Source organism: uncultured Chitinophaga sp., from assembly GCF_902168175.1.
GTDB lineage: Bacteria > Bacteroidota > Bacteroidia > Chitinophagales > Chitinophagaceae > Chitinophaga.
This window is the reverse complement of sequence record NZ_CABHOU010000102.1, coordinates 16,070-39,076: the sequence shown is the minus strand read 5'-3', so window position 1 is coordinate 39,076 and position 23,007 is coordinate 16,070. Positions and strand designations below refer to the sequence as shown.

The following is a 23,007-nucleotide window of genomic DNA, read 5'->3' as shown; positions in this document are numbered from 1 at the left end:
CTGTAAAACATGGGAAATCCGAATATCTCAATCCCTTAACTATATTTGTACACGCAAATGACCAGCCCGCACCTACATAACGAACATTCCCTGCTGCTCGCCACCGCAAATGGCGATGAAAAGGCGTTTGCGGAGCTGTTCGAACGGTTCCGTAATAAGGTGTATTCGATCGCTTTCGATATTACCCGCTCCCAGCCGGTGTCGGAGGAGATTGTGCTGGACGTTTTTTTAAGGGTTTGGCTGAAAAGGGAACAACTGGCGCAATTGGAACACTTCTCTGCCTGGTTGTTTACGATTACGCGAAACCGGGTGTTCTCGGCGCTCAAACAGTTGGCGCAGGAAAAACGATCTATGCCGGTGGAGGAAGAACTACTCGCCGATCCTAAAACCCCTGGTTCACAGCTGCTGGATAAGGAATACCAACAGGTATTACAGCAGGCGGTGGCCGGATTATCTCCCCAACAAAAGAAGGTGTACCGCCTCATACGCGAGCACGGTATGAAACGCGAAGAAGCCGCGCAGGAACTCAACCTTTCCCCGGAAACGGTGAAACGCCACCTCTCTGAAGCTATGCAGGCGATCCGCGTGTATTGCCTTTCTCACCTTGGCCTCTACGGCGCACTGATCATCTTAAAGGAGTGTCTTTAGTACGCTTATATTACCGAATTGTTACCTCTGCGTTTTTTTCTATTTCCCACTGACCCATTTCCTTTTTTCCGGAGTTTCTATATTGCTGCCCATCTAAAAAGCGTGCAGTTTACCGCTCATGCCTGTTTTTGAACAACTGTTTGAAAAGTACATTAAAGGTGACATCACCCCGGCTGAAGAACAGCAATTGTTCGGGATGATCGCACAGCCGGAGTACAACGCCCGCCTGCTGCAACTGATCGACCAAACGGCTGCCCGCAGCGGCGGGTCGCACGAGATGGCACAGGAGAAAGCGGAGGAAATCCTTTCGCTGGTGATCAATGCCAGGCCGGGTAAGGTAAAACGCCTGAACATCTGGCGGTATGCAGCGGCAGCAGCGGTGGTGCTGGCGGTATCGGGACTAACCTGGTCGCTGATGCAGCGGCAGGCCACTGCGCCGGCATTGGTGCAGCATCAACGTAAAACTTCTATTGATAATAATGATATAGCCCCGGCTGTAAAGGGCGCTTTGCTAACGCTGGCGGATGGCAGCACGGTGCCGCTGGACAGTATCAAACAAGGACTGATTGCCAACCAGTCGGGCGCGAGTGTGTCGCTGCAAAATGGTACGGTGAGCTATAATGGCGATGTGGCGGAGGTAAGTTATAATACGTTGTCTACCCCGAAAGGAAAACTGTTTCACCTGGTATTGCCGGACGGATCGGAGGTGTGGCTGAACGCGGGCAGTGCGATTACTTACCCAACGGGCTTTACGGGCAAAGAAAGATCGGTAACGCTGAAGGGTGAAGCGTATTTCGAGATCGCGCAGAATGCCAGCCAGCCTTTTATGGTGAAGGTGGGCGGCTCGGAAGTAAAGGTGTTGGGTACACGCTTTAATATTAATGCGTACGATAACGAGGTGTTTGTGAGAACTACGCTGCTGCAGGGTAGTGTGTCGGTATCGACGGGGCACCGTTCGCGCATCCTGCAGCCGGGGCAGCAGTCTACGGTGTCGGGTGTGGATGTACAAGTGCAAACTGTGGATGTATCGCAGGTGATGGCCTGGAAAAATGGATTGTTCAATTTTGAGAATGCAGGCGTAAAAGACGTCATGAACCAGTTAGAGCGCTGGTACGATATAGAAGTGCAGTACGAAAACGGGGTGCCGGATATTACATTCGGAGGTAAAATGGAAAGAGGGCTGAGCCTCTCGCACGTTATGAGAATTTTAGAGATTTCCAAAGTAAAACTGAGACTGGAAGGAAGGACTTTAATTGTAAGCAGGTAACACTTAAACAACACAGATAATACGCAAACTGTACCCGCCAGGGTGCGGAAAGGGCTTTTATTGCTTTCCCGGCAGGCGCCGCAGGGATGGCCGATATAGCACCACGTCATTAATTTATTAAACCAGCTAAAGGGAATGCAGTATCAAAACTTTTGTCAACCAGGCAGTCCGCCCGAGGCAGGACACTGGTCGTTCATGAAAAAATGTATGGTGATGAAACTAGCCACTATTGTATTGATGCTTTTGGTCCTGCAGGTGCAGGCCGCCGTATCGCAAACGGTTACTATGTCGGGCAACAACCTTCCTTTAAAAGAGGTGTTTGCCCAGCTCGAGAAAAAAACGGGTTACGTTGTTTTTTACAACGCAGCCCTGCTTACCAAAACAACACCGATTACGTTTAACGTAAAAGACATGCCGGTAGAAGATTTCCTGCGTCGCGTCATGATGGGGCAACCGGTGGATTTTGAGATCAGTGCTAAAACAATTACGATTAAGGAAAAGGAAGTGATGCCGGACGTTACGCCGGCTGTTCAGCAGGAAGAGCCTCCAATAAAGGGGAAGGTGCTGGACGAAAAGGGTGGTCCGCTGCCCGGCGCTACTGTATCTGTTGCTGGCACCAACCGCGGTGTACAAACGGATGGCGATGGCAATTTCTCCATTAAAGCGAAAAAAACGGATGTACTCCTGATCTCTTACATCGGGTACGATCGTAAAATGGTATCGCTCAGCGGTGCTACATTGCCTATACAGGCACAACTTCAACTGTCGAAAGAAAGTATGGAAGAAGTGGTGGTGATCGGTTATGGTACGGTCAACAAACGTGATCTCACCGGCGCGGTATCCAGCGTTAAAACGGCGGATATTAAGGATGTACCTGTAACGCGTGTAGACCAGATGTTACAGGGCCGCATCGCGGGCGCTGAAATTGTTTCTACAGATGGCGAACCTGGTGCGGCTACCTCTATCCGCATCCGCGGTACGCGCTCTATTTCGGCCAGTAACGAACCTTTATTTATTGTGGATGGACTGATGGATGCGATCCGCAGCCTGAACGAACTGAACCCTTCTGACATTGCCTCGATCGAAGTATTGAAAGATGCTTCGTCTACAGCGATCTACGGTTCGCGCGGCAGTAACGGTGTAATTATTATCACTACTAAAACGGGCGGCGATAAAGCAGGTAAAACGAATTTTACTTTCCGTACGGATGTGGGGCAGAGTAAACTACCCCGTTACCTCGACCTGATGAATGCCACGGAGTTCGCACAGTTGCAGAACGATCGTTACTATTTCTCCGCAGCAGCTAATCAAACTAAACCTTTGGAAGAATATCCTTATCCGGATCCTTTATCGCTGGGCGAAGGCACGAACTGGACGGAGGAAATCACGCGTACTGCTCCTTATGCCAACATCACGCTTAGCGCAACCGGCGGTGATAAGGCCACGCAGTACTTCTTCTCTGTAAACCATAACAACAACCAGGGTATTATCGATAACAGTGGTTTAAAGCGTTACCAGGTAAGACTGAACCTCGACCGTACCATCAGCAAATTTGTAAAAGCAGGTGTACGTTTCAACTATTCCAATATTAAACGTGCGATCAATAATGCGGACGTGGGTACGAACACGCTCTGGTACCGTTCTACATTATTCCTGGCGCCTACGATCGCGGCTTACAAGCCCGATGGCAGCTTCAACGACTGGAACACGCAATGGTACAGTGGTACGTTATTCGATTCGCCTATTGCCAACGTGCAACTGCGAAAGAACGATCAGTCGGAGCGCAGTTTAAGCACCATGGCTTATGTAGAAGCCCGCATCTTCAAAGACATCGTCCTTAAATCTACTATTTCCTATTCCGACTACAGTATGCTGGCCGACCAGTTCACACCAGGCACCATGCCTAGCCGCGTCAAAGCCAATTCCGGCGCCTATGCTTATAAAAGAAGTTACGCGGTAAGCAACCTGCTGAACGAAAACACGGTGAGTTATAAAAAGACTTTTAACAAGATACACACGGTGGATGCGGTGTATGGTTTCACTATCCAGAAGCAGCAATACACCAACATGACAGCCAGCGGTAGCGGTTACTTCGTAGACGATACCGGCCCGAACGACCTGGCAGCTATTCCATCTAAAGAAACGTTGAGTGTAGGTTCTTACCTGGAAAACCTGGTAAGGGTATCGCAACTGGCAAGGTTAAACTACAACTATAAAAGCAAGTATTATTTAACGGTAACAGGTCGTGCCGATGGCGCTTCCAACTTCGCGGCGAATAATAAATGGGCGATGTTCCCATCCGCTGCGGCGAAATGGAATATCAGCCGCGAGGGCTTCATGTTACCGATTAAGAAGATCAGTGAATTATCCTTACGTCTTAGTGGTGGTACGTCAGGTAACGATGCGATCAGCCGTTACCAGTCGCTGCCAAGGCTTACCTCCAGCAGTACCGGTTACCTGTTTGGCGGCGCGCAGCCGGTGGCTTATTATCCATCACGCATTGCCAACGAGGGACTTACCTGGGAAAAAACAACTTCTTACAACGCGGGCCTCGACGTAGGACTGTTTAACCAGCGCCTCGAAATCACACTCGATGCTTACATGAGCCGTACCTCCGACCTGTTGCTGACGGTGCAGTTGCCTACACAGTCGGGGTATAACAGCAGGCTGGCTAACATTGGTAAAACGTCGAACAAGGGTATTGAATTAACGGTGAGTTACGATAACATCCGCCGTAAAAACTTTACCTGGAGTACCACCTTTACGGCCGCGCATAACAAACAGATGGTAGAAGATATTGGCGGGCTGGACCGGATTTCGGCCTACGACAACCCATACGGTGCATTTTACATGATGTATGGCTACGTAAAAGGCAAACCACTGAACGCCCTTTGGGGTATGGAATACGCGGGTACCTGGAAAAGTCAGGCCGAGATCACACAGGATAAAACAGACAAGAAATACGCTTCCTCCGCTGTATCTTATTATTCACCCGGCCGCCAGCGTTACATCGATCAAAACCATGATGGTGTGCTCGATAACCAGGACCTCGTGTACCTCGGTAATGCCGACCCTAAGATGTATGGCGGTTTGCAGAATACCTTCTCTATCTATAAAGTAAACATCTCTTTCTACTTTAACTATTCACTGGGCGGCGATATTTATAATCCTACCGAAACCTTTATGGGTACAGGTGTATATCTGTCAAACCAGTTCCGTTACATGGTAAACGCCTGGCATCCCGTGCGTAATCCGGATTCCGATTACCCACGCGCCGATTCGAAAGATGATATTCCGAACGATCGTTTCGTGCATAAGGCCACCTTCCTGCGTTTCAAAAACTTCGCCGTGGGGTACCCGGTGCAGTTGGGTAAAATTACCGGCAACAAACTGCAATCGCTTAACCTGAGCGTGAGCGGTAACAACCTGGTACTGTGGAAATACTATAACGGTTATGATCCGGAAGTGAGTACGCAGAGCGAGGGTTCTACCATTCGTCGTATGGACAATGGCGCTTACCCAAGCAGCAGGACCATCACCTTTTCAGCGGAACTTAAATTCTAATTACAAACACATTGAGATATGAAAGCAATTAAGACGTACCTGCTGCCAGCTCTGCTTTTAGCCGCCCTAAGCCTGGGTGGTTGTAAAAAGCTGCTGGAAGAAGATGCAGAAAGCTTTGTGAGCCCCGAAGGGTTTTATAAAACGGAGAACCAATGTATCGCAGCCTTAAACGGCTGTTACAATCCACTGAACAGCGTGTATTACCAGGATTTGATGTTGCCGCTCGAAGCCGCAACCGACCTGGCTTTCCTGAACTCCGCCGCGCTGGACGTAAAGTTCGAGATATCCCCGGCCAATCCGGGTATGGGCGACAATATATGGACAGCCTGTTACCAGGGCATCATGTATTGCAATGCGGCTATTCATGGTATTGAAGGCGCCACCATTGCAGAAGAAAAGAAGCCGCAGCTGGTGGCAGAAGCGGTGGTATTGAGAGCGCTCTATTATTACGTGCTCACGAGCACTTTTAAAGATGTTCCGTTTTACCGCGAGGACGTTAGCAGCCTGGAAGCATTGGAGAAAATAAATAAGATAGGCAGGATGGATGCTTCCGTAACCCGCGATACGCTGATCGCTGAGTTACAACGGTACGCACCGCATATGCCGCAAACGCGTACGTCGGAAGTGCCGCAAAACAGGGTGAGCGCTCACCTGGCTTATATGCTGATCGGTAAAATGGCATTGTGGAATAAAGAGTACCAGGTATGCATCGATGCAATGAAGAAGATACAGGCTGTATATGGTCAGTTGCTGCAATACCCGCTTACCGACACTTACTTCAGGAATAAAAACACGCCCGAATCTATTTTCGAGGTACAGTATATATGGTCGGCTACCGGCTTAAAGAAAACCACACAGGTGGCCGCGTTCTTTACACCTACAAAAACTTCCGGTACCAGTACTTACAACGGTATCAACATACCAGAACTGGGCAGCACCGCCAACCCGTTTAACTCTATTACACCTTCGGAGTATTTCATGTCGCTGTACCCACTCACCGATCCGCGTAAGGAAATAATCTTAGGCTACACTTACAATGGCGTTTGGTTTAGCCGTCCCATGGCCAATAACGGTACGGGCAAACCCTGGATGGGCCCTAAGTTCTGGTGCCCTGGCATGGATAACATTGCCGATGGCAATAACCAGAAAGTGTTCCGTTATGCCGATGCGCTGCTCATGATGGCCGAAGCGGCGAATGAACTCGATCAGGTGCCCTTGGCCATGCAGTGCATCAATGATGTGAAAATGCGTGCGAACCCTGATTTCGAAATGGATACTTATCCCGGTAAAACAGAATTCCTGGAAGAGCTGAAAAGAGAACGCGCCCGTGAACTGATGGGAGAGTACGGCCGCAAATGGGACCTGGTACGCTGGGGTACTTTTTACGATCGCCTGAAAGAAACGGTAGCCATAGAATACGAAGTGATTGAAAACAACCTTCGTCCTTACCACGAATACTACCCCATCCCTGATAAGGAAGTGGTACGCACCCGTGGCCTTTTAACTAATGACGCTTATAAATAGAGATAAATGAAGAAGATATTTTTATTCCTGTTCCTGCTGCCGGCATTGGCAGCATCTGCCCAGCAGCCCTTTAAAATACTTAGCTACAACATCCTCGAAGGGATGAAGATGGATACTACCAAAGGCAAACAACAGTTCGTATCCTGGATCAAAGACAAGAATCCGGACGTACTGGCGCTGCAGGAGTGTAACGGGTTCACACAAAAAACGCTGGAAGAACTGGCCGCTTCGTACGGTCATCCGTACGCGGTAATTGTGAAAGAGAACGGTTATCCCACCGGTCTTACCTCCAAATACCCGATCGCTGCTATCCAGAAGATCAATGAAAACATGACACATGGGTTTATTATGGCGAAGATTGAGCAGTACAACATTGTAGTGCTGCACCTCAATCCGCATCTTTATAAAAAGAGAAGGGCGGAGATCGCGCAGGTACTCAAAAATATATCGCTGCAGGCGGATAAAAAGAACTGGGTGATCATGGGTGATTTCAATTCAAATTCCCCGCTGGATAAAGAGCGTATGACCAACGGCCGGGTAATTACCGTACAGAAAGCCGCATCCGCTAAAAATCCTAAAATAGAAAACCTGGTAAATGGAGAAACGATCGACTTCACCGTGCAGCAAAGCATGCTTACCGCCGGATTTGTGGATGCAGGCTGTTACTACCATGATAAAGTAAAAGCCAGCACCGGAAAAGGCGTTATCGTAACCGACGCCAGGATCGATTACATCTATACCAGCAAAGACCTGGAGAAGAAGATCGCCAGCTGCGCTTTTATTTATGATGATTTCACTAAAGTGTTTTCCGATCACCGTCCCATACTCATGGAGCTTAAAAACTAAGGAAGATGAAAAAGTTATTACTCGCCGTAAGCGCAGTACTGCTGGTAACAGCCGCCTGCCGTAAAACGGAATATTATAAATTCAGCACCGACCTGGCCATCGATTCGCGCACCATTACCATCGCAGCCCCGGCCGATACCACTAAGTTCATCGTGTACGCCGATGGCGACTGGTCGGTAGAACCGATAGACACCGCCAGTTGGCTTACGCTCACCGCAAAGAGCGGCAGCGGTAAAGGTCAGGCTGTAGCACAACTCACCGATAACAGCGTGAACCTGCCCCGTTTCGTACGACTGCTGGTAAAGGCTGGTGGTAAAACAGATACGGTACGTTTGCAGCAGCGTGGTCTTGTTCCTACACTGGCCATTGCCGATGTTTCTGCACAAACGATCGCGAACGGCGGTACGTTTAAAACGCCTGTTAATACGAATGTGCCAATGGAGCAGATGGTGGTAAGTTATACACACCGTACGGAGGGGCAACAGAACTGGGTGTCAGACCTGCGCATCGAGAAAGGTTATCTCTATTTTAAAGCAGATACCAATCATACCGCCGCCGCGCGCACCAGTGTACTTAAACTTACTTACAAAGATGCGCTCAACGTCACCATCAGCGATACGCTGGCTATCAGTCAGCTGCCGGGTATAGACTACGAAGGCGCCACTGCCAGGGGTTTTGATTACATCAAAACGACACTCGCAGCGGGCGTCGTAAATGAAAGTATTTACTTCGAAGGGGTAGTAGTCAGCGATAAGGGCCATCCCAATATCACCCAGAACCTGAACAATACGGATAAACACACCCTCTCTAAAACAGAGAACGCAATTGCCGTGTATATCCAGAGTGCCGATGGTACCAAAGGCATCTACCTTAAAACCAAAACGCCCGGCGACAACATTTACAACTTCAACGATCGTGTAAAAGTCTGGTTGAAAGGCACCACCGTACAACGTTTGTCAGGCCCCGATCGGGTGATTATCACCGGCGTGGAAACAAAACACATCATGGCTAAAAACGCCGGCACTACACCATTGCTGCCCCGCGAAAAGTACATGAGCGAATTAACCGACAACGACCTGTACACCTACGTAAAACTGAAAGATGTAGAAATCTCTATCCCAAGCGGCAGTTTCACCAATATCAACGAAGGTTACGCAGCCCGTATGGATTGTTATCCCACAAGCATCCGCGACATCCAGGGCAACAGCATGTACATGCTCACTAACCTCGATGTACCTTACCGCCGCGATGGTAAACTGGTGCCGCAGGGTTCCGGTACAATAGCCGGCATCATCGTAAACGAAAAAATGGACCGCTTCGGAGGCAACATCGGCCGCTACGCCATCCGTCACCTCTCCCGTGAAGACATCGCACTGAACGCCGACCGTAACGCCGGCTTCTCGAAAGTACTGGTAGAATGGAGCCGCTTCCGCGCCGAGTACAATTCTGCTCCCACGGCAGAAGCAAATCCACTAACTCCCGAAACCGGCACCGGCCGTATTTACCACAGCACCCGCCAACCGCTGGACTTCACCGCCAACGGTAACTACGCCACCACCGACTACAACGGTCTGTTACAGGAACCATTAACAGTAAAAGGTGCCGTAACCAACGGCGGTTGGGGCAGCAAAAACTGGTGGCCAACGCCTGCCACCACCACCGGCGCATACTGGAGCATCGAAACATCCACCGCAGGTATTACCACCCCAATCTCTTTACAGCTAGAAGGCAACACCGATATCGGCGGCCCCCGTAACTTCATCGTAGAGTGGTCGGGCGATAACAATGCACCATTCCAACAGGTAGGCACCTTTACCTTCGAAGACGTAGCGAATTTCTCCAACACCCTGCTAACGCAGTTACCAGGCTACAAAGCCGTAAACTTCCAGTTCCCGCAGGCAGCTTCCGGGTTAACTAACTTGTACATCCGCGTAAGAGTGGCGAATAAGAACGTTGGTACTACTACGAGTGCTACGGGCGGTACGCTTGGAGCTACGACGAATAGTAGGTTGGGGCATGTTTCGATTAAGTATAATAAATAGGATCCATGTCATATTGAGAGAGAAGGGCCGCCGGAGAGGCGGCCCTTTTTTTGTTGCTAGTAGTTGCAGATGTATCCGGGTGAATTACTCAGATGTACCCTGAGGCGAGCCTCTCAAATGTGTTTCGAAATGAGGTAGTTAATGTGTTCTGAAACGATTTTCTCGAATGTGTTCTGAAACGATTTTCTCGAATGCGTTCTGAAACGATTTTCTCGAATGTGTTCTGACATGATCTGCTCGAATGTGTCCTGAAACGATATGCTCGAATGTGTCCCGAACGATCTGCGCGAATGCGTTCTGAGTCGCTCCATCGAAAACGTGCCCGAGGCAAGCCTCTCTCCGGCCGTCATGGCGAGGAACGAAGCCATCTTCGTGCGCAGTCTTCGCTCGAGATACACCCTGTGTTATGACCATTGGATAATAGCAATGCAAATCGTTTTCGTAGCTGGAACGTTGCCTTCTTCGAGGCCTTTTACTGTAGCGAAGACTGCACACGAGGATGGCTTCGTTCCTCGCCATGACGGGCTGGGAGTGCGTTGCTTCACCAACGCTACTCGTGTGCGGTGCCATGAAAGTTGGGGAGTGCGTTGCTTCACCACCGCTACTCGTGTGCAGTACCATGAAAGTTGGGAAGTGCTTTGCTTCGCCACCGCTAATCGTACGCGGTACCATGACGGGCTGGGAGTACATTGCTTCACCAACGCTATTCGTGTGCAGTGCCGTGACAGTTTGAGAGTGCATTACCGCTACTCGTGTGCAATGCCACGACAAGTTGGGAAGTGCATTGCTTCGTCAACGTTGTTCGCGTGAGATGGTTTTACTTTAGCCGAGACTGCGCACGAAGATGGCTTCTTGCCTGGCCATGACGATTGGTGTGATGCCCGCTAATGCGGGCTCACAATAGTGCCAGGCGTTCGTCGCTCCAGCAGGAAAAACTCGGAATCTGGTGAGTAAACGCAAAAAAAAACCGCCATTCCTGGCGGCCTTTTTCTCTTCATTAACATAGGACAGGAACTAATGGTACAAACCATTTTTAACCAGGTACGCTTTTAATAAAGCCGGTTGGTCCGTTTGAATAATATTGGCGCCGCCTTTCAGTAAATCAGCAAAAGCGGTAACATCGCCTGCTGCTACTTTCTTATCTACGTCACCCAATGCATTCATCCAAACGCGGCCGCCTTTTGCTTTTATCTTCGCTACTACTTCCGGTGTGTAGTGTGAATCATCAAGATGATACGCTTCCGAAACAGCTACGGAATCTACTTCTGCGGCGGAGTGTGTACGGACGAGGGTGCGGAAACCTTCTTTTCGCACGGGTTGCGCGTAATGGAAATCGTAGAGAAAGAATAGCGTGTTTTCGATAGTGCCTGTTTTACGTACAGCTTCCATGATCTTGTCAACGCAGGTTTCTGTTTTAATGTCCAGGTCAACCATGATCTTGCCTTTGGCGAATAACAGGGCTTCTTCGAGTGTGGGAACGGTTTCGGAAGTGAGCTTGCCGTTGTGTTTTAATTTCAGCTCTCTTATCTGTGCGAATGTAAGGTCGGCTACATCGCCCTTACCATTCGTGGTGCGGTTCACGCTTTTGTCGTGGATCACGACCAGCTGCCCGTCTTTTGTGCAACGAACGTCCAGTTCAATAATGTCGATGCCCATTTCGATGGCGTGACGGAACGAGGCCATGGAATTTTCCGGGGCTTCGAGGTGAGCGCCACGGTGGGCCGCTATGAGTATGGTGTTGGATTGCGGGTTCATCAGCGCTTTACCGATGGTGGTAAAGCGGTTTTGGGCGAAGGCGCTGCTGCTAAGCAGGCATAATGCGAATAGTATTCTTTTCATCTTAATAATAGTTTTCGTTTTGTTCTTCAGAGATAGGTCCTGCCGGGTCAAGACGGTCGATATGGGTTTGTGGGATAGGGCGGAGGATGTGGTAATCACGGATGTTTTGTGCATCCGGGTTGTGCAGTTTCACCCGTTCTACCAGTTTCTCGCAACGTACGAGATCTTCCCAGCGGTTCAGTTCACCGATCATTTCACGGCCTCTTTCGTCCAGCATGAAGTCGGTGAAGTTGATGGCGATGCCGGCCGGTTTTACTTCCATATCAGCTACGGTGGATTTTAAGCGGTCGGCAAAGTTGCCTCCTTCAAACGTCCAGTATTGCGTGGTTTTAAGTTCACCTTCTTTATAGGCAGCGCGCTCTCTTACTTTGTTGATATAGATGGCGGCGTTAGTGTAATCTTCTTTTAAACCATAACCTTCGGCCAGTAATAACAGCGTTTCAGCGTAACGGTATACCATCCAGTCGCGGCCACCATTTACTTCATTCGTAGTAGGGCGGGTGCCGTCCAGGAACTTACGCAGGCCAGGGAAGATGTAATTCATAGAGAGCGGCAGGTAAGTATTCAGCGGGTAATACACAGCGTAACGGTTGTTGCTTTGTGTGGCGGCGGTCAGCTCCGTTGGTGTGTTGTAGTAAACAGGGGAGAAGTAAACAGCCGTATCGCCCACTTTCACATCTATCTTATTACCTGCTGTGGTAACGATACCGGCAGATGCTTTATTGGCGATATAACCCCACACGAACGATTTTGCAAAACGTGAGTCGAATTTACGGGTGGCGCCAAACAGGCCGTTATACACGAAAGGTGTAGGTCGTACACGGCGGTAAGGGCGGCCATATTCAGTAGAGCGGCCAAGGATTTTAGTATTGACAGCGTCGTATTGCGGTACGTGGTACAGGTGCTGCTGGTTACCGCTGCCGTTGTTCAACAGCGTATTGGTGAACTGCACCGAGAAAATCACTTCGCTGTTCACCTGGTTCGTTACATCGAACAGTTTGGCGTAATCAGCCACCAGGCTGTAAGCGCCCAGTTGCTGGTTCACGATCTTGCTGGCGTAAGCAATCACACTATCGGCATCGGTAGCAGTGCTGCCACGCAGTTCGCGCTGTTTGGCCGACCTGGCGCTGGCTTTTACGAGGTACACCTTAGCCATCAGGTGAGCAGCGGCAGCCTTGGTGGCACGGCCTTGTGCCGCAGCAGGAATGGGCAGGTTGTTAAATGCGAATTGCAGATCGGTAATGATGCTGGCGTAAATATCTTTCACCGCCGCTCTTTTATAACTGGTCACTACTTTATCGTTCGACTCCATGATCAGTGGCACTTTTCCGAAATGCTGCACCAGGTTAAAGTAATAGAAGGCGCGAAGGAATTTAGCTTCTGCCTCTATCTGTACTTTACGCTTTTCATCCATTGTTACTTTTGGAAGATAAGTAACCGTCACGTTGCACTCTGAAATACCCTTGTAATTCCAGTCCCAGTAAGAAGTAGTTTTGCCTTCGAGGGATGACAAGGTGGCGAGGTATTGGTTGAAAGCAGGATTACCATCAGAGCCCAGCGTAAACAAATCGGTACCAGCATCACTGAAGGTAAGCGCACGCTCGCTGCTCACGCCTGCACGCATGGTGTTGTAGGCAGACGTTAAGGCGCCTTCAATACCTTTTTCAGTGGTGTAAAGCGAGTAGGAAACTTCAGAAACAATTTCTTCCTGCAGGAACTTTTTACAGGAGCTGGCCGATACGAGCAGTACGCCCGCCAGGCCCCATTTATACAGATTATTCATATTATTCAGCTTCTAAAAAGATTAAAGAGTAAGGTTTACGCCGAGCAGGTAAGTAACCGCACTTGGTTCACTGAAACCGGAAGCACCTTCAGGATCGGTGCCCGGAAATTTGGTGAACAGGAACGGGTTTTGTACACTACCATACACACGGAACTTGTCGATCTTAAGGGTGTTAAGCACCGGTTTGGGTAAAGAGTAACCCAGCGAAATATTTTTAACACGCAGGAAAGAACCATCGTAGTAGTTTAGAGTACTCAGGTAGTTCACGCTGGCTGTTCCCAGTAACGGGCGGGGATATTCGTTGCTCGCATTGTCCGGTGTCCAGTAGTTAAGTTTAGGCTGATTGTAACGCCCGTCGAAACGCATATCGAGGTTGTGGGCAATCGTATGACCAACCATCGCGTACAGGAATACAGAGGCATCGAAATTTTTGTAACGGAAGTTGTTACCCCAGCTGGCTGTCCATTTAGGATCTGCCTGGCCACGGATGTAACGGTCGCTCGCATCAATTTTAAAATCATTGTTGCGGTCCAGCGGACGGATATCGCCTGGTTTAAAAGTGCCTCCGTTTGTATTGTACTGCGCCATGGCTACTTTATCAGCTTCAGTGTTTTGCCAGATGCCGTCAAAGCCAAGGTCGTACAGTACGTTCACGGGTTTGCCAATGAACCACAGGTTCGCCACATCATCTTTCTCACCATTATACAAGCGTACTATTTCCTGTTTGTTGGCAGAGAATATCCAGTCGCTACGCCATTCGAAATCTTTATTGGTATAGTTCACCGTATTAATAGTTACTTCCACCCCCTTGTTTCTTGTTTTACCAATATTGGACAGTATCTGGTCAAAGCCGGAGGCGGTTGGTAACTGGCGCATCAGCAACAGGTCGTATGTGTTCTGCATGTAAAACTCCAGGCTGCCTGAAACACGGCCTTTCATCAAACCGAAATCTACACCTGCATTATACTGGCCGGTAGTTTCCCAGGTAAGTGAAGGGTTGATCATTTCCATGGGTGTGAAACCCAGCACCGATGTTTCGCCGAATACGTAACGGTTGGTTTGCAGTTTACCCTGTGTTTTGTAAGGTTTTACACCGGCGTTACCGGTTTTGCCCCAGCCTGCACGAAGTTTCAGGTCGCTGATAAAGTTCACGTCCTCCAGGAACGATTCGTTCTTTAAACGCCAGGCCAAAGCAAGCGATGGGAACATTACCCATTTGCGGCCGTTTGCCAGTACGGATGAACCATCGTACCGCGCAGAAGCGGTAGCCATGTACCTGCCTTTGTAGTTGTAGTTCACACGGCCCATGAACGATGCCATGTTCCATTTGGCGAAACCACTGCCTACACCGTTAATAGTAAGCGCTGTACCTACGTTGTAATACAACTGCTCTTCATAGGGCAGGTCTTTTACTGAAATGTTGTACTCCTCTGTTTTGTCGGATTGTACAGACTGTACAACTGTTGCGTACAGCGAGTGACCACCGGTAAAGGTTTTGTTATAACTAAGGATGTTTTCCAGTGTGTACATAAACTTCCTGGCACCACCGTTTACTGCGCTGGCCGGCGCAACTCCACCTGCTGCTGCGGTATTGGAGGCATTGAAATCATAGTTCTGGTAAGAGCGGTAGTCTATCCCGAAATTTGTACGCAGGGTAAAGTCTTTCAGGAAGTTGATATCCGTATAATAATTACCCAGGAACCGGTCGTTTTTACGAAGCCTTTTTGTTTTACCAAAGTTCGTTACCGGGTTAGGGGTACGGGTATTATTGGTAGGGAACAGCGACAGTGTAACACCATCTGCTTCGTAAGGAGACGCCAGCGGGTTAAAGCTTTTTAAACCGTAACCGGTAAACACATCCGACCAGCCGGCGTTCTGTACGCTGTTGGAATATACAGTCTGTGTACCGATCTTAACACCTTTACGGATTTCATGTTCCGCGTTCAGTCTTACAGAGTAACGCGTATAATCCTGGTCTTTCACTACACCTTCATTATTAAAGTACTCGCCACTCAGCAAAAAGTTAGACGTTTCGCTGGCACCACGTACACTTACCTGGTGGTCCTGTAGCACACCCTGGCGGAGGCCGTAGCTAAGCCAGTCGGTGCTTTGTAATTTAGAAGGATCGTAAGTGCCGCTTTCCCACGCCCGTTCCATATTGGCCAACATGTACGGGGTAGCTACCAGTTGTTCGTTTTTTAAATCCAGTTCTTTGCTGGGGATGGGATTGTAAGTGCCACCGAGCGCGTTGCGCTGCGATTCGCGCGAATACTCCACGAACGCTGCTGCGTCCATCAGTTCCGGCATGGGCTGATTTTCCTGGATACCGTAGTAGCCATTATATTCTACTGTGGTTTTACCTTTCTTTCCTTTTTTAGTGGTGATCAGTATGACGCCATTGGCGCCGCGGTTACCATAAATAGCAGTGGCCGAAGCATCTTTCAGCACCTCCATCGATTCAATATCGTTCGGACTTATCTGGCTGATAGCGTCTACGAATGGGATACCGTCTACTACATACAACGGTTCGTTAGAGCCACTGATAGAACGGCTGCCACGGATACGTACTTCCGCCATGTTACCTGGTTTCCAGTTCTGCGCACTTACCATTACGCCGGAAATACGACCCTGCAAAACCTGCGTAGCGTCTGTAGCGGCAACTTCAGTAATCTTATCTGACTTAATAGAACCTACCGCGCCGGTTACGTCCTTCTTCTTCATCGAACCATAACCAATTACAACGATGTCGTTCAGGTTAGAAGGCGATTCTTTCATGCGAACGATCAGCGCATTTTCAGCATCCGCCTTTAACGAATAGTTTTTTAGCAGGTAAGGTTGATAACCTACATAACTGAACAGCAGGTTATACTTCACGCCCGGTTTAAGCGTGTTGATGCTAAAGGCACCTTTCTCGTTCGTAGTACCCGATTGTTTTTCTTTACTTCCATCAATGGTGATACTGATAGATACGCCGTACAGCAGTTCACCCTTTTCAGAGCTTACCACGCCGCTCAGCTGCGTCTTTTGCTGAGCCGAAAGCTGTAAGGAGCAAAGCACCCCTATCAACCCCCAACACCATCCTTTAATCGAAAAAAATCCTGAAAGTGACATATAATTTGGTTTGATATTGACAATAGTTTCCCCGCACACCTGGCCCGGTGCGTGACGGCAGAAGTAATTTTGCTAGTAGTCTATTTCATTTTGCGTACGGTAATCGTATCGCCCTGTTGTGTAAACTGCAGGTGATTGGCGGCGCTCAGTACTGATAAAACAAAGTCGAGCGAGTCGCCCGGTAAAAATTCGCCGGTTACCTGCACGCGGTTGAGCGCCTTTGCTGCATAAGAAAAATGAACGTTGTATCGTTTGCTGATCTGTTCTAAAACAGATGTTAGCGGTTGCTGATCAAAGGCCAGCCTGGTATGTTCACTATTTATATTATTGTTGATAGCGGCTGTTTCCACATCCTGCTTATCGCCAAAACTGGTGACTGCGAACTGGTGTTTTGTGGTATCTATATTAAACTGTTGCCCTGGTTTCAGGTATACATCTTTCATGCTTAAACTCACCGTACGCACCATCACTTTACCCGAAAACAGTTTCACCTGTACATGGCTGCCGGGTGAGGTAGTGTTAACCGAGAACTCGGTGCCCAGGGCCACCGTGGCTACATCGTTCGCATATACCGTAAACGGGTTGCCGGCATCGGCCTGCACTTTAAAGCGGGCGTTGCCCAGCAAACTGATATCTCTCTTGCCATCGCGGAAAGGTTCGTAGTAGCGGATGGAGCTGCCGGGTTGCAGGCTAACAACCGAGCCATCTTCCAGTTGCAGTTCCATCAGTTTGTTCCCTTTATTCCTCTTCCACAAAAGTTCATTCGTTGCGGTGGTGATGTTGGTAAGGGCAGGTGTTTGTGCAGGCTGATGAATGAGTCTGTAACCAAATCCCGCTGCCAGTACAAGCATCGCGGCGGCCGTCCACCGTGCGATGCTGCGTATTGGAAATACTTTTTTACGTACCGGTGTTGCTGTTATAGCGATCGATGCATGAATTTTCTCAAGTATTTCTTTACTGCGTTGCTCCGCCAGCAGTTTCACCGGTGACTGCAGGTGTTGGTTGTATTCCTCTTCCTGTAAAGATTTTACTTCTTCCTCCTGCTGTTGCAGGTAATCCAGCAGCTCGCGGCGTGCAGCTTCCGAAGTATTTTGTTGCCAGTACTGGTCGAGTAATTGTTGATACTTGTTGCTCATCTCAGTAGTAAATACTCCGGGAGCGGAAAAAGGGGATGCCTTTAGGTGTTACGGAATTGTTACCAGTTATCAGGTAGTGATATAAAGGAGGAGTAATCCCGCGCTGGCAGCGTCGAGGGTGCCATGATGACGGGTTACATAATCGCGTATAAAGCGGGTGGATTGTTTAAGATAATCTTTTACCGAGGCGGCAGAAATGCCGAGCAGTTCGGCGGCTTCGTCGTACGAGCGGCCTTCGAAGCGGCAAAGGCGGAACACTTCCTTCTTACGTTCCGGCAGGCGGGACACGGCCTCTTCGACGATCGAGAGTTTAAGGCGGTACAGGGCTTCTTCTTCCGCCGCATCGTCCGAAACATGTATGTTATCGGCTGCTTCCTGTAACAAGATTGCGGGTTCTTTCAGTTTCTTTTTAAGCCAGCTGGCCGATTTGTTATAGCTCACCACGAACAGCCATCCCGGTACGCGGCCGGCGTCCAGTTGCGCTCTGTTTTCCCATAATGCGAGAAATACTTCCTGCAGGATGTCTTCGGCAACTTCGGGCTGCCTTATCATTTTGGTAATGTTGGCGTATACGGCCTGGTGGTATTGTTGGTATAGCGTATCGAAATGCGCCAGGCTGTTTGTCGTAGTAAATACATCTTCCATATCCCTTGCACTTTTTGAGCTGTCGATGTAGCGGTCGGAGGCAAAATTACAAGGAACATCGGTGGTTCAAGGTTATGTAATTGTAAAGGCGCGTTGCCTGTAGTAAAAGACTGTTTTCCGGCAATGTTTGCCTGCAGGGTAGCAATATTTTCACCCGGCGTAGCTGAAAATTGTCTTTACATCGACACATCCTGCCTTAACGGATACAAATTATGCCCGTTCGCCGCAACATTTTGCCAAACCCTGCATCTGGCATCCTTTTGGAATTATTACAGGCAAGAAGGGAAACAAACAACACCTTCACTAACAATTAAAAACAATAGCCATGAAAAAGTTTACTATGATCTTTGGGATGATGTTATTAGGACTGGCCTTTGTAAAACCAGCCGCTGCGCAGGTACGCATCAACATAAATATTGGTAGCCAGCCTCTCTGGGGCCCTGCAGGTTACGACTACGCAGAATACTATTACTTCCCCGATATCGAAGCTTACTACTATGTTCCTTCTAAACAGTTCGTTTACCGCGAAGGCCGTAACTGGGTGAGAATGAACAGCCTGCCTGCCAGGTACCGTAACTTCAACGTGTACAATAATTATAAAGTGGTGATCAACGATCGCAATCCCTGGATGCGTCACGACAGCTACCGTAATAAGTATGCCTCTTACCGGGGCCGCCACAACCAGGTACTGATCCGCGACCGCCGCGATTACGCTTCTAACAACCGTAACAACGGCAACAACTGGGACAGGAATGACAGGAACGATCGCAATGACCGCAACGATAGGAATGACCGCAACGACAGGAACGATCGTAATGAAAGAAACGACAGGAACGATCGTGGCCGCGACCGCAACGGAAGGTTTTAACAACGGCTCCTTATAAATTACAAAGCGCTGCCTTCATTGGTGGCGCTTTGTTTTTTTGTTACTTTCATCTTGTAAATACCTAAAAATAAGTATTCTCTTCCCGTTAGTGCCCGCCTCTTGAAAACTTGGATCATCGTCATAATTGTCTGCCCAACAATTTTATTACATCGTGCTAATACAGCACAGTTTGCAGCCCAAAGCGGCGCGGGGATTAAGCGCAAGGCTACATTCCGGTGACAGCCGTTCAGGCCGGAGAAATGCCATTTAAAACTTTTTTGTCACCTTTATAACAAGAACCCAAAAAACCGTAATAATTGTTTTATTTTGCACCCGATTTCAAAAACCAATCATGGAAGCAGGCGCTTTTCTATAGGGAATGTCATGTGTGAATGTCCCGCGAGTCAGAGAGAAAGCATAACCCGCGCCTATTGTCATGCAACGTTCGAGAAGTCCTATTACGCCACTAAACAGGCTCGTAGTTAACAGAATTACCAATTTTTTAGACGAAGTCACCCTATGCTAGTTTTCCTAGTATCAATAGTGTAAGCATTCCAGCGTTATACTGCTCCCGGGGCGGTGTAGTGAGGTATTGTCTAAAAAACTCAAAGCTGACTTATTTCTTTTTTTTTCTCATAAACAAAGTTTAGGTTGACGGGCTGCTCTTCAGGGCGGCCCTATTTTTTTGCAACCCGGAATTGCCGTTCTTTGCACTTATAAAATACGACAGACTATGCAGGAGGTTTTTATAGATGATGCAGGAATAGGTTGGGAAGACCTGGGCGGTGGACTTAGCCGCAAGATCATGGCTTACGACGCACGGGTGATGATGGTAAAAGTGGCATTTGAAACAGGCGGCGTGGGTTCTATCCACCAACATCCGCATACACAGATATCACATGTGCAGGAAGGTTCCTTCGAAGTGGAGATTGCCGGTAAAAAGCAAATCCTCAAAGCCGGCGACGCCTTTTATGTGCCGCCAAACACAGACCACGGCTGCCGTTGCATAGAAAAAGGGGTACTGGTTGATGTGTTTAGTCCTATGCGCGAAGATTTTGTGAAGTAAAGGCTGTTTTCTAAGGGATGTAAAAATATCATTATGCGTTACGGTGGAATTTATATAACTTAGTCCTCCGATCCGAAATTAGTATTCGAGTACAAGATATTGTTGAACGTCGGCTCCAATTTAGATAACCCTGATAGACTTAAAGCCGCTATGCCCAAGAGTAAGGACTTTCCACTTAACCGTAGATTAAAAAAGGGAGAGGTTATAGATTTCATAGAAACCGGTGGTGCAAAACTGCATCGCGAGTATACTTTTGACTTTTATGAAAAGTACCGCAACGGTACTGAAAAACGCGACCAGGTATATGAACTGCCTAACGGCGATTTCATATATGTGTTTGACCCCGAAGGCCAAAGCGTGCCCGGGAAAGGTAACTACTGGCAAAAAGAATCGTTTCTCCGTTTCGTAAGCTGGAAGAAGCGGGTAGATGAAGACTATAAGAGCGGTCGCGCCGCTTCGGTAGACCATTGGCGTCACTACACCAAAACCGGCAACCGCCTCATTGAACAGGGCGGCGTTATGCTGGAACTGATAAGCCGCGAACTCGGTATTTCAAAAGATAAACTGGACTACGGTTATGAAAGCCTTGGCATTATAGACAGTGTACTTGAAGGGTACGATCTCGATCAGGCCTGGCAGGTATTGTACGATGCGCTGGTGTATTATATCGGCCAAACCATCGCCGAGCGGGTTGAGGGCGACTGGGACATTAATACCAGCAATTATGGGGGCGACTATCCCTACATCACCCTGCCTGGCACCAACTTACACTATATGCCTATCAACATTGTACGGAGCGAGCTTGATGGCGTAAAACCCTGCAACCTTAGAAAGGCTACGTCTGACGAGATAAGGATCAATGCGTTCAGGCATCCCATTAATTAATTATTTCGCGAGCGCTTCTACCGCCCAAAGCAGGTATACCAGCGGTGCATTCCAGTTAATCGCGATCTCGTTCGAGGCGTAACTGCAATCGTCGTCGGTGAAGGCCTCGTCCGGCACCTTTGACGTGTAGGTAGTGCATTTGTCCTGCATGCCAGGGTTAGGCCCGCCCGACAGTAATCCCGGTACGGGACCGGTTATTTTATCTGCCACGGATACACGGTGGTGCGGGTGCATTACCCGCTTGGCGCCAAAGCCGGTAAGGAAACAATAGCCGGTGGCATTACGCCCCATCAGGTAATCCAGGTTGGATATGGCAGCATCCAGGTAGATGGGTTTACGGGTGATGCGATAGGCCTGCAACAAAGCAATGCCCTGGTTGGCGGCTACCGCACTGCTGCCCCAAACGTAATCGCCCGCCTGTTTGCCCATCACGGTCTGATAGGTGGTCGAATCGCTGCCCGCCAGCAATTTATCGGCAAACGCGATGATGCCCGGGTTTACCTCCTGTTTCAGCTTTCCCTTTCTTGATAAAGTATAATAGGCCAATAGCTGCACCTGGCTCCAGGAAGGCAGTGGCCAGTATTGCGCGGGCAATAGTTTAATAAACGGGCGGTATTGCTCGTCGCCGGTCGTTACATACAGTTCGGCGGCCGCCCAGCCAACTTCATCGTTCATCATATTATCGCCGTAAGCACCCGTTACCACAGGTGGCTGGTACTGTTTGTTCATATCGTCCTGTTTATACAACACGTTCGGGTGTTGCTGCGCCCATTCCCAGGCTTTAATGGCAGCTGTGCGGCAGGAGTCGGCCAGTTTTTTATTGAATGGCGAGTACACCCTCGCAGCCTGGGCGGTTACGGCGGCAAAGTCCAGCGTGGCGGCCGTTCCTTTTTGCACTACGTAACGCGGTTTGGTAGCCTCGTGAGGCATAACCATTCCATCAAACGAGGCATTGGTCAGTTTATGGTATACACCGCCATCGGCCGGGTCTTGCATGGTTAACATCCATCGGAGGTTGTACAGGCATTCGTCTAACAGGTCGGGTAGCTGGTTGCGGCTTTCAGGGATGTTGAGGTTGATCTTATTGCAATAAGCCGGGAAGTCTTCGTACAGCGACAGTAAGGTGCCCATGGTAATACCACTGTTCACGATGTATTTATTATAGTCGCCCGCATCGTACCAGCCACCGGTGCTGCTGATTACCGTACCGGCAGGGCGGGAGGGCGAAGCGGCGGAGGGGTGGATAAGGACGTGGTTATCGGGGTGGCCGGCTTTTCTTTGCCATTTACCTGCGTAGGTGGGTCCCAGTGGCATAGAAGCGCGTTGCAGGTAATACCCTTTCATGGCCGCCATGGCAGCCGCGTTGTGTGGGCTGGACCGTATGCTGAAAGCGTAAGAAGTATCACCATTGGCGCTCAGGCGGTAAGTACCTTTTGTATTTACCCTGCTGAAGTCCGCCAGGTAGGTAGCGTGCGGTGAATATTTGTTGACGAAGGGGCCCTGGAGTTTGCCGCTGAATACCGTATCGTTATGCGGAAGTCTAATAAGATAGAAATTACCTGGCTTTCCATCCTTTATAATGGCCTTTTTCGGTCCGGAAGGATAAAAGCCTACCTGGTTTACGGCAATTGTTTGTGCAGAAAGCGTGTGCGCATACACGCAAAATAATAACGTGGTAATCAGTTTCGGGAGCATGTAAAACAGGTTTTTACTAAAATAGGGCAAAAAGGAAGTTTTTTTAAGGCGTTTTTTTTCAATAATTCACCCTTAAATTGATTTTAAGCGT

General features: G+C 49.0%; 15 protein-coding genes. 9 read left to right on the top strand and 6 right to left on the bottom strand.

The features are described from left to right. The first annotated feature begins 57 nt into the window (after positions 1–57). The 6 genes from QZT80_RS24785 to QZT80_RS24760 all read left to right on the top strand — a co-directional run bounded on the left by QZT80_RS24785 (position 58) and on the right by QZT80_RS24760 (position 9,891). A complete protein-coding gene (locus QZT80_RS24785; protein ID WP_295128792.1) occupies positions 58–648 on the top strand; it encodes a sigma-70 family RNA polymerase sigma factor in 591 nt (196 codons plus the stop codon). A 118-nt stretch (positions 649–766) separates the two neighbouring features. Further along, positions 767–1,915, top strand: coding sequence for a FecR family protein (locus tag QZT80_RS24780; RefSeq protein ID WP_295128789.1), 1,149 nt, complete (start codon positions 767–769; stop codon positions 1,913–1,915). 135 nt (positions 1,916–2,050) lie between these two features. Next, positions 2,051–5,479 carry a TonB-dependent receptor gene (locus tag QZT80_RS24775; protein ID WP_295128787.1) on the top strand — a complete coding sequence of 1,143 codons (3,429 nt, stop codon included), beginning with the start codon at positions 2,051–2,053 and terminating at the stop codon, positions 5,477–5,479. 18 nt (positions 5,480–5,497) lie between these two features. Then, positions 5,498–7,003: a RagB/SusD family nutrient uptake outer membrane protein gene (locus tag QZT80_RS24770; RefSeq protein ID WP_295128785.1), complete on the top strand. Its 1,506-nt coding sequence runs from the start codon at positions 5,498–5,500 to the stop codon at positions 7,001–7,003. 6 nt (positions 7,004–7,009) lie between these two features. Further along, entirely contained in the window at positions 7,010–7,849 is an 840-nt protein-coding gene (locus QZT80_RS24765) for an endonuclease/exonuclease/phosphatase family protein (RefSeq protein WP_295128783.1), read from the top strand. 5 nt (positions 7,850–7,854) lie between these two features. Then, a complete protein-coding gene (locus QZT80_RS24760) occupies positions 7,855–9,891 on the top strand; it encodes a DUF5689 domain-containing protein (protein ID WP_295128781.1) in 2,037 nt (678 codons plus the stop codon). A gap of 1,014 nt (positions 9,892–10,905) precedes the next feature. Here the strand turns inward: QZT80_RS24760 and QZT80_RS24755 are convergent. The 5 genes from QZT80_RS24755 to QZT80_RS24735 all read right to left on the bottom strand — a co-directional run bounded on the left by QZT80_RS24755 (position 10,906) and on the right by QZT80_RS24735 (position 18,405). Then, entirely contained in the window at positions 10,906–11,730 is an 825-nt protein-coding gene (locus QZT80_RS24755) for a glycerophosphodiester phosphodiesterase family protein (protein ID WP_295128779.1), read from the bottom strand. Between the two features lies 1 nt (position 11,731). Then, the gene (locus tag QZT80_RS24750; RefSeq protein ID WP_295128777.1) at positions 11,732–13,513 is read right to left on the bottom strand and encodes a RagB/SusD family nutrient uptake outer membrane protein; all 1,782 of its coding nucleotides are present in this window, start codon (positions 13,511–13,513) and stop codon (positions 11,732–11,734) included. A gap of 21 nt (positions 13,514–13,534) precedes the next feature. Then, a complete protein-coding gene (locus QZT80_RS24745) occupies positions 13,535–16,624 on the bottom strand; it encodes a TonB-dependent receptor (RefSeq protein WP_295128775.1) in 3,090 nt (1,029 codons plus the stop codon). An 80-nt stretch (positions 16,625–16,704) separates the two neighbouring features. Then, positions 16,705–17,760 (bottom strand): FecR domain-containing protein, encoded by a 1,056-nt coding sequence (locus tag QZT80_RS24740; protein ID WP_295128773.1) that lies wholly within the window; start codon positions 17,758–17,760, stop codon positions 16,705–16,707. 69 nt (positions 17,761–17,829) lie between these two features. Further along, positions 17,830–18,405 (bottom strand): sigma-70 family RNA polymerase sigma factor, encoded by a 576-nt coding sequence (locus QZT80_RS24735; RefSeq protein WP_295128771.1) that lies wholly within the window; start codon positions 18,403–18,405, stop codon positions 17,830–17,832. Between the two features lie 325 nt (positions 18,406–18,730). Here QZT80_RS24735 and QZT80_RS24730 point away from each other — a divergent pair, with 325 nt between their 5' ends. The 3 genes from QZT80_RS24730 to QZT80_RS24720 all read left to right on the top strand — a co-directional run bounded on the left by QZT80_RS24730 (position 18,731) and on the right by QZT80_RS24720 (position 21,221). Continuing rightward, positions 18,731–19,273 carry a hypothetical protein gene (locus QZT80_RS24730; protein ID WP_295128769.1) on the top strand — a complete coding sequence of 181 codons (543 nt, stop codon included), beginning with the start codon at positions 18,731–18,733 and terminating at the stop codon, positions 19,271–19,273. A gap of 730 nt (positions 19,274–20,003) precedes the next feature. Continuing rightward, positions 20,004–20,336 carry a cupin domain-containing protein gene (locus QZT80_RS24725; RefSeq protein ID WP_295128767.1) on the top strand — a complete coding sequence of 111 codons (333 nt, stop codon included), beginning with the start codon at positions 20,004–20,006 and terminating at the stop codon, positions 20,334–20,336. A 150-nt stretch (positions 20,337–20,486) separates the two neighbouring features. Beyond that, positions 20,487–21,221 (top strand): hypothetical protein, encoded by a 735-nt coding sequence (locus tag QZT80_RS24720; protein WP_295128765.1) that lies wholly within the window; start codon positions 20,487–20,489, stop codon positions 21,219–21,221. Here QZT80_RS24720 and QZT80_RS24715 read toward each other — a convergent pair whose 3' ends face one another. Continuing rightward, the gene (locus tag QZT80_RS24715; RefSeq protein WP_295128763.1) at positions 21,222–22,916 is read right to left on the bottom strand and encodes a glycoside hydrolase family 9 protein; all 1,695 of its coding nucleotides are present in this window, start codon (positions 22,914–22,916) and stop codon (positions 21,222–21,224) included. Positions 22,917–23,007 lie beyond the last annotated feature (91 nt).

Excerpts from the sequence above, each read along its gene's own strand:
- QZT80_RS24785 (WP_295128792.1), top strand. The coding sequence starts at position 58 with ATGACCAGCCCGCACCTACATAACGAACATTCCCTGCTGCTCGCCACC.
- QZT80_RS24780 (WP_295128789.1), top strand. The coding sequence starts at position 767 with ATGCCTGTTTTTGAACAACTGTTTGAAAAGTACATTAAAGGTGACATC.
- QZT80_RS24775 (WP_295128787.1), top strand. The coding sequence starts at position 2,051 with ATGCAGTATCAAAACTTTTGTCAACCAGGCAGTCCGCCCGAGGCAGGA.
- QZT80_RS24770 (WP_295128785.1), top strand. The coding sequence starts at position 5,498 with ATGAAAGCAATTAAGACGTACCTGCTGCCAGCTCTGCTTTTAGCCGCC.
- QZT80_RS24765 (WP_295128783.1), top strand. The coding sequence starts at position 7,010 with ATGAAGAAGATATTTTTATTCCTGTTCCTGCTGCCGGCATTGGCAGCA.
- QZT80_RS24760 (WP_295128781.1), top strand. The coding sequence starts at position 7,855 with ATGAAAAAGTTATTACTCGCCGTAAGCGCAGTACTGCTGGTAACAGCC.
- QZT80_RS24755 (WP_295128779.1), bottom strand. The coding sequence starts at position 11,730 with ATGAAAAGAATACTATTCGCATTATGCCTGCTTAGCAGCAGCGCCTTC.
- QZT80_RS24750 (WP_295128777.1), bottom strand. The coding sequence starts at position 13,513 with ATGAATAATCTGTATAAATGGGGCCTGGCGGGCGTACTGCTCGTATCG.
- QZT80_RS24745 (WP_295128775.1), bottom strand. The coding sequence starts at position 16,624 with ATGTCACTTTCAGGATTTTTTTCGATTAAAGGATGGTGTTGGGGGTTG.
- QZT80_RS24740 (WP_295128773.1), bottom strand. The coding sequence starts at position 17,760 with ATGAGCAACAAGTATCAACAATTACTCGACCAGTACTGGCAACAAAAT.
- QZT80_RS24735 (WP_295128771.1), bottom strand. The coding sequence starts at position 18,405 with ATGGAAGATGTATTTACTACGACAAACAGCCTGGCGCATTTCGATACG.
- QZT80_RS24730 (WP_295128769.1), top strand. The coding sequence starts at position 18,731 with ATGAAAAAGTTTACTATGATCTTTGGGATGATGTTATTAGGACTGGCC.
- QZT80_RS24725 (WP_295128767.1), top strand. The coding sequence starts at position 20,004 with ATGCAGGAGGTTTTTATAGATGATGCAGGAATAGGTTGGGAAGACCTG.
- QZT80_RS24720 (WP_295128765.1), top strand. The coding sequence starts at position 20,487 with ATGCCCAAGAGTAAGGACTTTCCACTTAACCGTAGATTAAAAAAGGGA.
- QZT80_RS24715 (WP_295128763.1), bottom strand. The coding sequence starts at position 22,916 with ATGCTCCCGAAACTGATTACCACGTTATTATTTTGCGTGTATGCGCAC.